The sequence below is a fragment of the Calothrix sp. NIES-2100 genome (genome assembly GCF_963875285.1).
Classification (GTDB): domain Bacteria; phylum Cyanobacteriota; class Cyanobacteriia; order Cyanobacteriales; family Nostocaceae; genus Aulosira.
In genome coordinates, this window is sequence record NZ_CAWNLA010000001.1 from 9810025 (window position 1) to 9825494 (window position 15470).

11 protein-coding genes are annotated in these 15470 nt (G+C 40.7%); all 11 read left to right on the top strand.

The genetic code is table 11. The features are described 5' to 3' along the window. Positions 1-44 precede the first annotated feature (44 nt). The 11 genes from AACU32_RS39960 to AACU32_RS40010 all read left to right on the top strand — a co-directional run bounded on the left by AACU32_RS39960 (position 45) and on the right by AACU32_RS40010 (position 15361). Complete coding sequence (locus AACU32_RS39960; RefSeq protein ID WP_096607724.1) at positions 45-803, top strand: hypothetical protein; 759 nt, start codon at positions 45-47, stop codon at positions 801-803. A 46-nt stretch (positions 804-849) separates the two neighbouring features. Next, a complete protein-coding gene (locus AACU32_RS39965) occupies positions 850-1350 on the top strand; it encodes a DUF3172 domain-containing protein (protein ID WP_096607725.1) in 501 nt (166 codons plus the stop codon). A gap of 22 nt (positions 1351-1372) precedes the next feature. Then, entirely contained in the window at positions 1373-1966 is a 594-nt protein-coding gene (gene lepB / locus AACU32_RS39970) for a signal peptidase I (RefSeq protein WP_096607726.1), read from the top strand. A 204-nt stretch (positions 1967-2170) separates the two neighbouring features. Beyond that, positions 2171-3169, top strand: a complete 999-nt coding sequence (locus AACU32_RS39975; protein WP_096607727.1) for an RpoD/SigA family RNA polymerase sigma factor — start codon at positions 2171-2173, stop codon at positions 3167-3169. Between the two features lie 39 nt (positions 3170-3208). After that, positions 3209-3589 carry a sulfite exporter TauE/SafE family protein gene (locus AACU32_RS39980; protein ID WP_445223211.1) on the top strand — a complete coding sequence of 127 codons (381 nt, stop codon included), beginning with the start codon at positions 3209-3211 and terminating at the stop codon, positions 3587-3589. A gap of 72 nt (positions 3590-3661) precedes the next feature. Beyond that, the gene (locus AACU32_RS39985) at positions 3662-4987 is read left to right on the top strand and encodes an ABC transporter ATP-binding protein (RefSeq protein WP_096607729.1); all 1326 of its coding nucleotides are present in this window, start codon (positions 3662-3664) and stop codon (positions 4985-4987) included. 187 nt (positions 4988-5174) lie between these two features. After that, positions 5175-6914 (top strand): ABC transporter permease, encoded by a 1740-nt coding sequence (locus AACU32_RS39990; RefSeq protein WP_096607730.1) that lies wholly within the window; start codon positions 5175-5177, stop codon positions 6912-6914. Positions 6915-7108: 194 nt separating this feature from the next. Beyond that, the gene (locus AACU32_RS39995; protein WP_096607731.1) at positions 7109-7945 is read left to right on the top strand and encodes a sulfite exporter TauE/SafE family protein; all 837 of its coding nucleotides are present in this window, start codon (positions 7109-7111) and stop codon (positions 7943-7945) included. A 1-nt stretch (position 7946) separates the two neighbouring features. Beyond that, positions 7947-8330, top strand: a complete 384-nt coding sequence (locus AACU32_RS40000; RefSeq protein WP_096607732.1) for a DUF1634 domain-containing protein — start codon at positions 7947-7949, stop codon at positions 8328-8330. A 285-nt stretch (positions 8331-8615) separates the two neighbouring features. Continuing rightward, entirely contained in the window at positions 8616-12260 is a 3645-nt protein-coding gene (locus AACU32_RS40005) for an NB-ARC domain-containing protein (RefSeq protein ID WP_096607733.1), read from the top strand. A gap of 8 nt (positions 12261-12268) precedes the next feature. Next, positions 12269-15361, top strand: coding sequence for an ATP-binding protein (locus AACU32_RS40010; RefSeq protein WP_096607734.1), 3093 nt, complete (start codon positions 12269-12271; stop codon positions 15359-15361). Positions 15362-15470 lie beyond the last annotated feature (109 nt).

Sequence of the window (15470 nt, forward strand, 5' to 3'; positions counted from 1 at the left end):
TTGTCATCAACTGTTTACTCCTCACTCAAACAGATAAGTAAATCATGAACATTTTTGAAAATATTTCTCTTACTTCTGTAATTTCCCCGCTAATTCTGTTAGCCATCTTGCTAGGAATGAGATATATAGCAACTACCCGTGCGGTAGGTTATCAAAATGCTAGCATAGAATTACTCTACGCTCTCCCGTGGTTTTTAGTTTATTTCATCCTGGGATTTTTTGTTTCGCGATTGATTAATTATGAATCATTGAGTTTTCTGATTGTTTACGCAGTTTTTTTAGCAATTTCCTTGATATATCTCCTCACATGGAATTGGCGTAAACAGCAAGCGGGTTATTTACTATTAGATTCTGGCTTCGTTTTAAGGAATAAGCGCTTAGTTTGGTTGAGTTTAATTACTATGGCGCTGGCAGCTTTTTACTCGACTCTATTTATTGATGCAGCTTTAAGCGGAGTCTCCCTTCATGACAATGTTCATAATAGTTATTTCACTGGTGCAATCATTCTCTGGACTACCGTAATTTTATTAATTTCTCGCGGTTTTAGTAGGCTGGAGTTTAGAGAGAACGGAATATGCTATATGTTTTCACTCTTGAAATGGGAAAAACTTAGATCCTATAGATGGGAAAAATCGGGAAATAATGTACTGATAGTTGGTTTTGATCCCAGTTTCTTCCTTGTTAGATCCTATTGGCGGTTGGTGATTCCTGTAACTGATCAGGATGCTGTCAATGAAATCATAGCTTACCACCTAAATAAGCGAACACAAATATTATCTTCATCTGCTTCTATTCAGAAGTAATTCTCTACAACTTCAATTTTTCTAATTTAAATAGCAGGTTGAATTTATGCCGCCTAACCCGCAATTAAGTAATAAAGCTAAACCTTTCCGTTTGAATACAATGATATTAGCAATCATCAGCGCTGCTTTACTCTTAGGAATTGTCATCGGTGTAAGTTTAACCAGTCTTGCCAATTCTAATCCAGAAAATATCAATAGCAGTGTCTATATTGATAGTGCCGCACCTGATGCTAATGTTTGCGTACAATATGGTGCAAGTGCAATTGTTACGGATACTCGCATTTATCTTACTCTCAACCCCTTTAAAGTTTATGTTACGCAACCGCGTATGCAACCTGGATGCGTTTTGCGTACTAGCGATTGGGCGATTTTACAGCAAAGAAATCTAGTAACATCCCAACAAATCAGTAATTGCAAAAGTAGTTTGAATACTTTCGCTTACACTGGCAAGCTAGAAAATTCGCCACAGGTTGCTTGTGTTTATCAAAATGACGCTGCTGGTAATTTATTTGCCTCTCACTCAGCAGTTGGTACAACACCACAATAATGAATTTCAGGCTTGGTAACTTATGTCAAAGCTTAACCAACAAAATCATAGTTCATCTCGTAAAGAAAATATTTGGATTGAAGGAATCACAACTCTAGGTTTAAGTTTAGTTTTAGCTTTAGGTATTCGCACTTTTGTTGCCGAAGCGCGTTATGTTCCTTCTGGTTCGATGGAACCAACTATTCAGCCAAATGACCGCTTAATTATCGATAAGATTAGCTATGATTTTAGCAATCCAAATCGAGGAGATATAGTAGTATTTAATCCTACAAAAATACTGCGTTCAGAACACTATAACGAAGCGTTTATTAAGCGTGTAATTGGTTTACCTGGAGAAAAAGTAGAGGTAAAGAATGGACGAGTGTATATCAATGATTCACCTTTAAAAGAGAATTATATCGAAGCTACCCCAAACTATCAATGGGGGCCTGTGATTGTCCCAGCTAACTCTTATCTCGTTTTAGGTGACAATCGCAATGATAGTTATGATAGCCATTATTGGGGTTTCGTTCCTCGTCATAACATCATTGGTAAAGCTGTTTTCCGTTTCTTCCCCTTCAATAGCATCGGTGAATTTAATAGACCGATTTACGTTTCAAGTTCTCAACATAGTTAAGGAATTGCAGAATATGATACTAACCATAATTGCGCTGTTTGAGTTTTTGTTTATAACTTGCTTGCTATTGGGTAGTGGTTTATTTTTGAGCCTTGTGAACTCAAAGATAAACTCATAATTAACGAAGATTATGCTGCGTAATTTTTAGTGCGATCGCAGTATTTTAAGCAATTAATAAATTGAAAATACAAGGATTGAGCAACCATGAATACTGTAAATTTTGCTGACTACGAAACTGAGAAAATCAATAAACAAGTTCTAAATTCCAACGATCACTTGCGTACTTATCTACAAGAAATTGGTCGTGTACCCCTATTAACTCACGAGCAAGAAATACTGTTTGCTAGACAAGTTCAAGAGATGATGAATGTTATAGCAGTTAAAGAAGAACTGACTTTGCAGTTAGAGCATGAGCCAACATTACAAGAATTAGCTGAACATTTGCAAATAGATATTAAATTATTGCAACAAACAATTCACTGGGGTAAACAAGCCAAGCAGAAGATGATTGCCGCTAATCTGCGGTTAGTGGTTGCAATAGCGAAAAAATATCAACATAGAAATATGGAGTTTTTAGATTTAATTCAAGAAGGTAATTTAGCTTTAGAACGAGGAATTGAGAAATTTGACCCCAATCGCGGTTATAAACTTTCTACCTACGCTTATTGGTGGATTCGGCAAGGAATTACGCGCGCGATCGCACAGCAAAGTCGTACCATTAGATTACCCATTCACATATTTGAAAAATTAAATAACATTAAGCGAGTACAACGTGAGTTATCACAACAATTAGGACGTACTCCTCATACAAATGAAATCGCCTTAGCTTTATCTTTAACACCTAGCCAAGTTAGAGAATATTTGCAATTTAACCGCAGACCCATGTCTCTAGAAAACAGAATTGGGCCAAATCAAGATTCAGAATTACAAGAGATTTTGGAAGATGCTGGACATTCTCCAGAAGACTATGTTGTGCAAGAATCTCTACAACATGACTTGCAAAAGATGTTAACAAAACTTTCTCCGCAACAACGAGAAGTATTAACTCTGCGCTTTGGTTTAAAAGATGGACATGAACTGTCTTTAGCAAAAATTGGTCAACGTCTAGGTGTAAGTCAAGAACGAGTAAGACAAATAGAGCAAAAAGCTCTCAAAATTCTCAGACAAAATAAGGCAGATATCAGTATTTATATCGCTAGTTAGTTGCAATATTTATTGTTTAAAATTTCAAGGAGATGGCTGATGATGAATCATATTGTTCTGTGTCTGATTTTAGGATTAGTAGCAGGCATGATTAGCGGGATGACAGGTATCGGCGGCGGTATCATAATTTTGCCAGCTTTAATGTTTTTATTAGGTTTTTCTCAACATTTAGCACAAGGAACTACCCTAGCTGTGCTAGTGCCACCAGTAGATTTATTAGCGGCATGGACTTACTATAAACAGGGTGATGTAGATATTAAAGTAGCCACCATTTTATGTTTGGGTTTTATTTTAGGTAGCTGGTTAGGTGCGAAAATTGGCATAAGTTTACCTAATGAAATTTTAAACAAAGCTTTTGCGTTGTTATTACTGCTCAGTGCCATGAGGATACTATTCCTATCGCATCCAGAAGCACTGTAATAGCTAAATGTTTTAACTTGAAGATAACCTCAGCATGAGATTCTATTTAATTAGTTCCTCACCATAAGCATCGTGGTAGTTAATAAAGCAACCGAAAACCTAATTGCTCTGAAAAATGTCAGAAAATCTTATCAGCAACCCAACGGACAGCAAATAGTCATTTTGGAAAAAATCAATCTTGAGTTGCGTCCAGGAGAAATAGTAGCTTTGCTAGGGCCTTCGGGTTCAGGAAAATCTACTTTAATGCGGATAATTGCTGGGTTAATTGCTCCCAGTCAAGGTGAAGTTTTGTATCATAATCGCCTTCTTGTCGGTTTAAATCCTGGGGTAGCAATTGTGTTTCAAAGCTTTGCTCTTTATCCTTGGTTAACTGTATTAGAGAATGTGGAACTCGGTTTAAAAGCTAAAGGAGAACCGCCAGATTCTCGGCGAACCAAGGCGCTACAGATGATTGATATTATCGGGTTGGATGGATTTGAAAATGCCTATCCAAAAGAACTTTCTGGGGGAATGCGTCAGCGTGTGGGGTTTGCTAGGGCTTTGGCTGTAGAACCAGAATTGTTATGTATGGATGAGCCATTTTCAGCTTTGGATGTATTGACAGCAGAAAACTTGCGGTTTGAATTATTGGATTTGTGGTTAGAACGTCGCATACCTACCAAAGCCGTCCTGATTGTGACACATGGGATTGAGGAAGCGGTAATTTTGGCGGATCGGATTATTGTTTTGGGACGCAATCCTGGGAGAATCCGTGCTGATTTAGCTGTGAGTTTACCTCATTACCGCGATCGCAAACACCCAAGCTTTCAAGCCTTGGTAGATCAAGTGTATACAATCATCACTAACCCCGATCTAGATAAAATTGAAACACCTGCAACTCCCTCTGTAGAAGCTGCGACACAACAGCCAAAATACCAGTCTTTACCAGCAGTGCGAATTGGTTCGATTGCTGGGTTATTGGAATTATTAGAAGACCGTCAAGAAAAAGATTTATATCGACTTGCTCAAGAATTACAACTAGAGGTAGATGATATTTTACCAATTGTCGAAGCTGCAAAATTAATGGATTTTGTAGAACTGGCAGAAGGTGATATTAGTCTGACAGCAATCGCTCAAGAATTTATTAATGGCGGTATTGATGAACGCAAACAAATTGTGCGATCGCAACTTTTAACTCATATTCGCTTAGTACAACAAATTTACCGTCTATTAGAAGCGAAAAATAATCAACGCATTCCCGAAGAATTAATTTTAGATATCCTAGAAACTCACTTTAGCCCAGAAGAAGCACAGCATCAATTAAAAACTGCTGTTGATTGGGGTCGTTATGCCGAAATCTACGGCTACGATGAGCCATCTGGACAAATATTTCTAGAGCAGGTTGCTGTTAGTCAATAGTCAATGGTCATTTGTCATTTGTTTTTCTGCTACCCTACCTCCAGTTGCTCCGGCGCTACTTTTCATCCCTGCATTTCCCACTGGGAAATTTTATGACCAATTATTCCTTGATGTACAAGCCCCTAAATTTATGGGGAGTCTAATTTTGAATTTTGAATTTTGAATTTTGAATTCGGAGCAAAGCGACATGACTCGACCTCTCACTCCTGCTAACAAAACTCCGGGACGTAACAATTGGACTTGGCAAGATGGATTGCTGATTCTAGCGATTATTTCCTTGATTGTGCTAATTATCAGAACTAGCGCTCAATTTAGCGGTGCTTTTCAACCTGAACTGACAATTTCTACAAATATTAATGCTTTACCTGGATATACAAGCCAAACCTTAATTCGGATGGGACTAGCTTACTTTTTCTCCCTAATTTTTACCCTCATCTATGCCTATACTGCTTATCGCTCCCGAGTTGCTGAACGGATTTTAATTCCAATGTTAGATATTCTGCAATCAATTCCAGTATTATCTTTTTTACCGGGTGTAGTATTGGCTTTAATTTCCTTATTTCCAGGGCAAAGAATTGGTGTAGAAATGGCAGCAATTTTACTAATTTTTACGGGAATGACTTGGAATATGACTTTTAGTTTTTACCAGTCTCTTCAAAGTATTCCGCGAGAATTATTAGAAGCAGCAGAGGTATATCGGCTTAATCTTTGGCAACGTTTTTGGAAATTAGAGTTACCATCTGGCGCGATTGGTTTAGTTTGGAATAGTGTGATGTCGGTGGCTGGAGGGTGGTTTTTTTTAATTGCAATTGAGTCATTTACTTTAGGTAATAAAGATTTTCGTTTACCTGGCTTAGGCTCTTTTTTAGGTACAGCCGCCAACAAGGGAGATTTTATTGCTATATTTTGGGGCTTGGTAGTGCTAATTGGGGTGATTGTCGCCACTGATTTTTTTGTCTGGCGACCTTTGATTGCTTGGGCAGAAAAATTTAAGTTAGAGATGGTGGAGACAGAAAATGCACCCCAATCGTGGGTATTAGATACGATCAGGCGATCGCCTACTTTACGCGCAATTAGCGAAAAGGTTGTTCAGCCATTACAATCAGCTATAGACGACAGTTTAATTCGCTCATTTCCCGTGCGTCCTGTACCTGTCAATGCTAAAGGTCGTCTGAATCTACCAAATTTTTTCAATTGGATATTTGTAAGTGGTTTTACCTTAATTGTTCTGTGGGGTACTTGGGAAGCTGTACTACTGTTACGGACTTTAGGTTGGGGTGATTGGCTACAGGTAATTAAAGGTGCAGCCTTGACAGCCTTGCGGGTAATCGTTGCTTTAATCTTATCCCTATTGTGGACTGTACCTGTGGGAGTCGCCATAGGACGCAATCGACGGTTAGCGCAAGTATTGCAACCATTGGTACAAATCGCCGCCTCTGTCCCGGCTACAGCTTTATTTCCCGTGCTGCTATTAGGTTTAACCCGTATTGCTGGCGGTTTGCAGATTGGTGCGATCGCGCTGATGATGTTAGGAACAATGTGGTATATCCTATTTAATGTCATTGCTGGGGCGCAGTCTATTCCCTCAGACCTGATTGAAGCCGCTTGGGTATATAAACTGTCCCCTCTACAACGCTGGCAAACTTTAATTTTACCTGCCATTTTTCCCTATTTAATTACAGGCATTATTACTGCTGTTGGTGGTGCTTGGAATGCCAGTATTGTGAGCGAATATGTCACATTTCAAGGGCGAGTAATTAGTACTGATGGATTAGGTGCAACAATTTCTCATGCAACAGCTACAGGCAATTTTTCTCTGCTGTTAGCTTCAACTATCATCATGTCCCTGTTAGTAGTATTAACCAATCGTTTGATTTGGCGACCTCTCTACAATCTTGCTCAAGAAAAATATCAATTATTGGTATGAGTAGGCGGTGCAATTAAAGAGATAGGCTACGGCTGTCATTTGTCACTAGAAAGAATTTTTAGTCTATTTATCGTCAATATTTTGATTTAGTTCCCAGAACTTGCAATTTTTGTTCATAAGTTAAGAAGGAATTGGGAAAAGTAGAGAAATTGTTCATAAAAAGCGATTCTGATTAATAGGGAAGGTGATATTACTTGAATATTCTAGAATTTACTTTATTGGTGTGGCTTGGTTCTACCACTGCCGGGTTTTTAGGAGCATTGACAGGCTTAGGGGGTGGAGTAGTATTAGTTCCCTTATTAACTTTGATTTTTCACGTTAATATTCATTATGCAATTGGTGCTTCTTTAGTATCTGTAATTGCCACATCTTCCGGCGCTGCTTCTGCTTATGTGAAAGAAGGTTATACAAATCTTCGGTTGGGGATGTTTTTGGAAGTTGCAACTACATTTGGTGCGATCGCAGGAGCAATTATTGCCGCCTATACTCCTACTAGAATATTAGCTGTGGTATTTGGCATTATCTTACTTTACAGCGCCTACCTCTCACGTCTACCCCACTCAGAACGACAAGAAAATCAACCTCCTGACCCCTTAGCAACTCGTTTGCGCTTAAATAGCACTTACCCAACACCTGAAGGCGAACAAGCTTATAACGTCCGTGCTGTCAGAACTGGTTTTAGTCTGATGTTTGGTGCAGGTATCCTTTCTGGTTTATTGGGTATTGGTTCCGGCGCACTGAAAGTATTAGCAATGGATCAATTTATGCGGATTCCATTTAAGGTTTCTACCACCACCAGCAATTTTATGATTGGGGTGACAGCCGCCGCTAGTGCCGGAGTTTATTTAAAACGAGGTTATATCGATCCAGGTTTAGCAATGCCCGTAATGTTGGGTGTACTTTTAGGTGCATTGTTAGGAGCAAAAGTATTAGTCAGAGTGAAAGTAGGAATTTTAAGAATTATTTTTAGTATCGTGATTTCGCTTTTAGGAATTCAAATGATTTATAACGGTATAACTGGGGGAATTTAATATGCCAGCCCATAGACAAAACTTTAGCGAAAGGCAATTTGAAATATTAGTTGGCAACCTTTTAAGATATGGCGTAATTATTGCTACTGCTATAGTTTTTATTGGTGGAGTTTTGTACTTAATTCGTCATGGTAGTGAGACTCCTAATTATCAAATTTTTCACGGTGAACCTCCTGCTTTTCGCAGCCCTGGAGCAGTCGCGGAGGCGGCTTTTCTCGGTCGTCGTCGCGGCATCATTCAACTAGGATTACTATTATTAATCCTTACTCCGGTTGCGAGAGTCGGCTTTTCATTATTAGCTTTTATGCGACAGCGAGATACCACCTATATTGTTGTGACCGTAATTGTCTTGATAGGCTTACTCATCAGCTTGAGTGGGAATTAAGGAACTTAGATTAGGCAAGGAGCAGGGGGAGAAATAAAAAATTATGGCGTTGCATAAATGCGGGATGATTTATCGGGCTACCCTAACACGCACAGACGCACAAAGAATAAGGAGTTTTAAATTTCAATACGTTAAATTTCATCCCATAATTCAGCAATACCAAAATTAGATTATCTGAATCTGTAATGAAATACTATAGGGGCGTACAGCTGTACGCCCTGACCATACACTCCTACAACAACACTAGAAGTGATATATTGCAGTTGACCCGACCGAATATCAGCAATGGATTTGCCCACAGGACAACGAAGTCGAGGTGTAGTCCTGAGTCCCACAGGACAAGCAAAACTGCAAAATCGGATACTTCAGCTAGAAATTGAGCGCTATGCCGTTCAAGAATTGGTACGGCGTTCTCAATTAGTTGAAGGACAAGGTTTACACCCAGCCACAATTCGCAAAATTCTACGATGTCAGGGCGTTGATAAAGATTCCATCGCTCTGGTGTTTAAAGCTGTAAATTTACAACTAGAGCTGGAAGACTACACAGGTGCAAGGCGAGTTCTAGAAATCAGCCCAACGGATCAGGATAACAGAGGCACAAGCGAAACACTTCCCGCCTTATCTTCCGACTCAGAACTAAGAACTGAGAATTCAGCACTCCACTCTGATTGGGGTGAAGCTGTTGATGTAACTTTGTTCTGTGGACGTTCGGCAGAAGTGGCGACGCTACAGCAATGGGTACTGAATGATAAGTGTCGGTTAGTGGCGCTTTTAGGTAGCGGTGGGATTGGTAAAACAACATTGGTAACTAAGCTGGCGGAGGAAATTCAAGACCAGTTTGAGTTTTTGGTGTGGCGAAGTTTACGCAATGCGCCTCCTTTATCAGAGTTGCTAGATGATTTACTCAAATTTTTATCTTCACAGCAGGCGGCTGAATTACCAGGAACAACAGCAGGTAGGCTTTCTAAGTTAATAGAATATCTCCGTCAGCATCGCTGTTTGTTGGTTTTAGATAATCTGGAAACTTTGATGCAAGATGGTACTTATGCAGGGAGTTTTCAGCCAGAGTATGAAGGGTATGGCGAATTGCTGCGGCGTGTAGGCGAAGTTTCCCACCGTAGTTGTTTGCTGGTTACTAGTCGCGAAAAGCCTGATGAAATTGCGGCCTTATCTGGAGAAATTTTACCTGTGCGATCGCTCCAATTAACAGGGCTAAATACAGAAGCTCAGGAAATTCTCACAATTAAGGGCTTGTCTGTCTCTGAGCAAGAAAGTCGGCAATTAATAGATTTATACAGTGGAAATCCCCTAGCCTTAAAAATCGTCGCTACTGCAATTAAAGATTTGTTTGCTGGTGATGTTACAGCATTTCTCGCAGCTGGTATTTCTAGTTTCAATAGCATTCGCGCCTTATTAAATCAGCAGTTTGCACGCCTAACTGAAATTGAAAAAAGTGTCATGTACTGGCTAGCAATTAACCGCGAAGGCGCATTGCTGTATGAACTGGAAGATGATATTTATCCGAAGCTACTCAAACACCAACTTTTAGAAGCGGTGGAATCCATACTCCGGCGTTCCTTGATGGAACAAAGCCCGAGCGGGTTTACGCAACAACCTGTGATTATGGAGTATGTAACAGAGAAGTTTGTGGAACAGGTGTCTGCGGAAATTATTACCGGGGCGCACAGCCGTGCTACTTTTCTCATAACCCACGCCTTTCTGAAGGCGACGGCGAAAGATTACATTCGAGATGCACAAATTAGATTAATTGTCAAGCTAGTAATCGCAGAATTGTTGCGGCAATTGGGCAGCAAAAAAGCGATCGCACAACAATTAATGCATATTTTGAATACCCAGCGCGAGCAAGCATCCCTAGAATCTGGCTATTTAGCTGGAAATATCCTCAATTTGTTGCATCATTTAGGTGCTGATTTAACTGATTACGATTTTTCCCATTTACCGATTTGGCAAGCTGACCTGAGAGGCGTAACACTATACCGCGTCAATTTTGCTCATGCAAACTTCTCGAAATCAGTGTTTACGCAAATTTTTGGCAGCGTTTTATCAGCAGCATTTAGCCCAGATGGGGAAATTTTAGCGACGGGTGATGATAATGGTGAGGTGCATCTGTGGCGGATTGCTAATGCTCAATTGCACTTGAGTTTGAAAGGTCATACGCTGCCTGTAAAATCTTTGTGTTTCAGTGATGATGGTCAAACTTTAATTACTCATAGTAAAGACCAGACAATTAAGTTTTGGAATGTGAAGACTGGTCAAGCTGTGAGAACTTTACAACGGTATACTAGCCAAGTTTTGGCGATCGCTTGTACCGCCGCAGGTAATATTCTTGTCATTCGGGGTAGAAATCAAAGCATTAGTTTGTGGGATATGACCACAGGGAAATCTTTAGTAACCCTACAAGAGGAAAGCAATCAAATTCCAGTTGTTGCACTGAGTGCTGATGGCGAACTCTTGGCAACCACGGGTATAGATGAACCCATCAGATTGTGGGATACACAAACCGGAAAATGTCTACAAACTTTATATGGACATCGCCAAGCTATCCAGTGTCTTGCGTTTAGCCCAGGTAATATCTTAGCCAGTGGTAGTGATGACTGTACAGTGAAACTTTGGGACATCAAAACAGCGCAGTGCATTAATACATTACAAGGACACAACCGCCCAGTTTTATCGCTGAGTTTTAGTACAGATGGATTAATGATTGCTAGCAGTAGCGCCGATCAAACTATCAGGTTATGGGATGTTAATACAGGGCAATGTTTGAGGGTTTTGTCAGGTCATGAAAATTGGGTGCGGACAGTAGTATTTAATGCTGATAGTGCAGTGCTTGCCAGTGGTGGAGATGACCAGTTAATCCGGCTATGGGATACAGCTACTGGGCAATGTATGAGGACATTGCAGGGCTATACCAATCAGATAGCAGCTGTTACTTTTACCACTAATCCGCAAATTCTGGCCAGTGGTAGCCATGACCAGTTAATTCGGCTTTGGGATATTGAAACTGGGCAATGTATTAAAACATTAGCTGGGCATACAAATCATATTTTAGCGATCGCATTTCATCCCCTGCCCCCCTTTTTAAGGGGGGTTGGGGGGATCTTAGCCAGTAGTAGTGCTGACCACACCATCAAACTTTGGGATATCGAAACTGGGCAATGTAGTAAAACATTAACAGAACACCAAGAAACAATCTGTTCAGTGGCTTTTAGCCCCAGTGGGCAGTTATTGGCTAGCGGTGGCGCAGATCAAACCGCGAGAATTTGGGATAGTGAAACAGGAGAGTGTATCGATGTTCTCCAAGGACATAATAATGCAGTTTTAGCTGTAGCTTTCAGTCCTGTTGAGCAAATTCTCGCTACTGCTAGTACCGATCAAACCATCAGAATTTGGGATTTGAGAACTGGGGAATGTCTGCAAATTCTTCAAGGACACAGTAATGCAGTTTTAGCTGTGGCTTTCAGTCCCGTTGAGCAAATTCTCGCCACTGCTAGTGCCGATCAAACCATCAGAATTTGGGATTTAAAAACAGGAAAATGTTTAAAAACTCTGCAAGAACATACTAATCAAGTTTTATCGCTAAGTTTCACCCCAGATGGGCAAATTCTTGCTAGTAGCAGTGCCGATCAAACCATCAAACTTTGGGCTGTGAATACAGGTAAATGTCTTAAGACATGGCGCGCGCATACCAGCCAAGTGTTATCTGTAGCTTTTAGCCCAAATGGGCAAACCTTAGCAAGTAGCAGTGCGGATGAAACTTTGCGGCTGTGGAGTGTGAATACTGGTGATTGTCTACAAATTTTGCGAGCAAATAGACCATACGAAAGTCTAAATATTACGGGAATAGCTGGCTTAACAGAGGCAGAACGAGCGACAATCAAAGCACTAGGAGGAATTGAAAACGGGAGTTAAGTCAGCTGATGAGCCAAAATTCCTGGAAGGGTAGACTTTCAAGCCTGGTAAAAAGCGTACCCCTCAGTCGAGTTCTTGTGGTGCCCTTTGTTTTGCAAATCTCCTTGGCGGTAGGATTGACAGGGTATTTATCTTTCCGTAATGGGCAAAGGGCTGTCAATGAGGTAGCTAGCGAGTTACGCCAGGGAATCGCTAACCGAGTAAAACAAGACTTGCAAAATTTTTTAGCTACTCCCCATCAAGTACTGGATGCTAACCAAAATGCCTTGCACTTTGGGCTATTAAATATGCAAGATATCAGTGCTTGGGAACCATATTTAATGCAGCAATTGGAAATTTTTCCGCCTGCTGTCGCCGTTGCTATTAGTAATGAACAGCGAGAACATTTATCGGTAGAAAAGCTAAATAATCATGAATTTTTAGTCAAAAAGTCAGGAAAATTAAGCAATTACAACCTATATTTTTACAAAATTAATAGTAAAGGTCAGCGCACTCAATTACCAGAAGTAGTGAAAAATTTCGATCCGCGATCGCATCCTTTTTATCAAACAGCAGTTAAGCAAGGCAAATTCAGCTTTAGTCACATCTACGCCCCGATTACAGAAAAAACACTACGCATCAGTGCATCTGTACCCATCTACAATTCCCAAGGTAAATTACTGGGTGTTAACAGTACACTGGCGCAAATATCCCAACTTGGTAAGCACTTACAAAACATCAAGGTAGGTAAATCGGGACAGATTTTTATTTTGGAGCGATCGGGACTATTAGTAGCAGCTTCCACAGGGGAACAACCCTTTATACTCAAAGGTGGTCGAACCGTAAGACTAGCCGCATCCCAGAGTAGTAATTCCTTAACTCAAGCTACATCAAAATATTTAGCCAGTAAATTTGGCAACCTGAATCAAATCAATAGTTTACAGGAATTAGAATTTTCTTTCGCAGGTAAACGGCAGTTTCTCGAAATCGAGCCGTTTCACAGTCAAGCCAATATCGACTGGTTAATTGCGGTGGTTGTCCCCGAAGCCGACTTTATGGGGCAAATCAATCGCCATACCCAAATTACTATTCTGCTATGCTTCGGAGCTTTCACATTAGCTACAGCCCTAGGAATTCTCACAACTCGCTGGATTGCTCAACCTGTGCTGCGCTTGAGTCGTGCGGCTCAAGCTTTAGCTGACACAGCCAGCAACGCCGATTTTCCTCATGAGGAAGAATCAACAGTGATCGTCGAAGGAATTACAGAATTAGAAATTTTAGCTCATTCTTTTAACCAGATGTCTCAGCAGTTACGAGCATCTTTTGAAGAATTGGAATTGCGAGTTGAACAGCGAACTCAAGAATTACAGCAGGAAATTCAAGAACGTATCCAAAATGAGCAGCAATTGCGCCAACATAGTCGCGCTTTGGCAGAATTGGCAAATCATAGGGCAATTTCGGAAGGAGATTTGACAACTGCATGTCAACTGATTACAGAGAAAGCCGCCCAAGCTTTAGAAGTAGAACGAGTTAGCATTTGGCTTTATAGTAGCGATCGCACTAAATTACAATGTCTCGACCTCTACGAAAATAGTAAAAATAGACATTCCGCAGGTTTAGAACGCAACCGAGCAAATTATCCTGTATATTTCCAAGCACTCGCCAGCGCCAGAACTTTAACTGTTCATGACACTCGCAACGATCCACGAGTCCAAGAATTTTGGCAGGAATTCCTAGAACCCGAAAACATTGTTTCTTTGATGGATGCGCCGATTTGGGTTGGCGGTGAAGTCGTGGGAATGGTGTTTCACGAACAGGTTGGTATTCAGCGTCAATGGAAACTCAGCGAACAAAACTTTGCTGGGTCAATTACAGACTTTGTCGCCTTAACCTTGGAAGTATGCGATCGCCAACGTGCTGAAGTGGCTTTACGCCAAGCCAAAGAAGCTGCGGAAGTTGCTAACCTTGCCAAAAGTACTTTCTTGGCGAATATGAGCCACGAATTGCGGACTCCCCTCAACGCTATTTTAGGGATTACAGAAGCCCTGCAAGATGAGGTATGCGGGCCGCTAACAGCAGAACAGATAAAGTCATTAAATACACTAGAACGTAGCGGTAAACACTTATTAGAACTGATTAACGATATCCTCGACCTGGCCAAAATTGAATCAGGGAAGATGGAACTAGAATTATCTTCTAGCTCTGTGCGTGGATTGTGTGAATATAGTCTTACCTTTGTCAAACAACAAGCATTCAAGAAAAATATCAAGCTGAATGCGCGAATACCGGAAAATATTGGCGAAATTGTTGTTGATGAACGCCGATTCCGGGAATTACTGATTAATTTGCTCAGTAACGCCGTGAAATTTACTCCCGATGGTGGCGAAGTTTACCTAGAAGTGCAAACCCAAACAGATGCAACCAACAATCAAATTCAGACAATTCAATTTCACGTTGTAGATACTGGGATTGGAATTTCACCGGAAAATTTAGCCAATTTATTTCAACCCTTTGTTCAAGTAGAAAGTTCTTATACTCGGCGTTATGCTGGTACTGGCTTAGGTTTATCTCTAGTAAGGCGGATTGCAGAACTACATGGCGGCAGTATAGCTGTTGAGAGCGAAGTTGGTAAAGGTAGCCGTTTTACAATTACACTTCCGTGGAAAGAGAGTGAGGTACAGAAAATCGCAGAAGTTGAGATGGAGACAGAAGCCGCGACAGAGACGAGAAATCACCCCGCATCTTCTCAACCCTTAATTCTCCTCGCTGAAGACAATGAAGCCAATGTGCTAACTATTACTCAATATTTACAGGCTTACGGCTACCGGATTGTACTAGCCAATAATGGTGTAGAAGCAGTTGCGATCGCCAAAGCACAACGACCAAATTTAATTTTGATGGATGTACAAATGCCAGAAATGGATGGCTTAGAAGCAACTCGCCAAATTCGCGCCGATATTAATATTGCTCAAATCCCGATTATTGCTTTGACTTCCTTTGCCATGCGATCGGATAGAGAACAAATCTTAGCTGTTGGTGTAGATAGCTACATGGCAAAACCTGTAAGTTTGAAGGAGCTAGTTGCAGAAATTGCGAAATATCTTCCAGAAAAACCGGGATGATGGCGAAAACGCTCTGTATCCCTGTTCCAAGTCTGGCGTGTGATTTGCCAAATTTGGAAATCAACTTGCATTGAGAAGGAATGAATTTTTTACGCGATCGCTATACGCT

Excerpts from the sequence above, each read along its gene's own strand:
- AACU32_RS40005 (WP_096607733.1), top strand. The coding sequence starts at position 8,616 with ATGGATTTGCCCACAGGACAACGAAGTCGAGGTGTAGTCCTGAGTCCC.
- AACU32_RS39990 (WP_096607730.1), top strand. The coding sequence starts at position 5,175 with ATGACTCGACCTCTCACTCCTGCTAACAAAACTCCGGGACGTAACAAT.
- AACU32_RS39965 (WP_096607725.1), top strand. The coding sequence starts at position 850 with ATGCCGCCTAACCCGCAATTAAGTAATAAAGCTAAACCTTTCCGTTTG.
- AACU32_RS40010 (WP_096607734.1), top strand. The coding sequence starts at position 12,269 with ATGAGCCAAAATTCCTGGAAGGGTAGACTTTCAAGCCTGGTAAAAAGC.
- lepB (WP_096607726.1), top strand. The coding sequence starts at position 1,373 with ATGTCAAAGCTTAACCAACAAAATCATAGTTCATCTCGTAAAGAAAAT.
- AACU32_RS40000 (WP_096607732.1), top strand. The coding sequence starts at position 7,947 with ATGCCAGCCCATAGACAAAACTTTAGCGAAAGGCAATTTGAAATATTA.
- AACU32_RS39960 (WP_096607724.1), top strand. The coding sequence starts at position 45 with ATGAACATTTTTGAAAATATTTCTCTTACTTCTGTAATTTCCCCGCTA.
- AACU32_RS39980 (WP_445223211.1), top strand. The coding sequence starts at position 3,209 with ATGATGAATCATATTGTTCTGTGTCTGATTTTAGGATTAGTAGCAGGC.
- AACU32_RS39975 (WP_096607727.1), top strand. The coding sequence starts at position 2,171 with ATGAATACTGTAAATTTTGCTGACTACGAAACTGAGAAAATCAATAAA.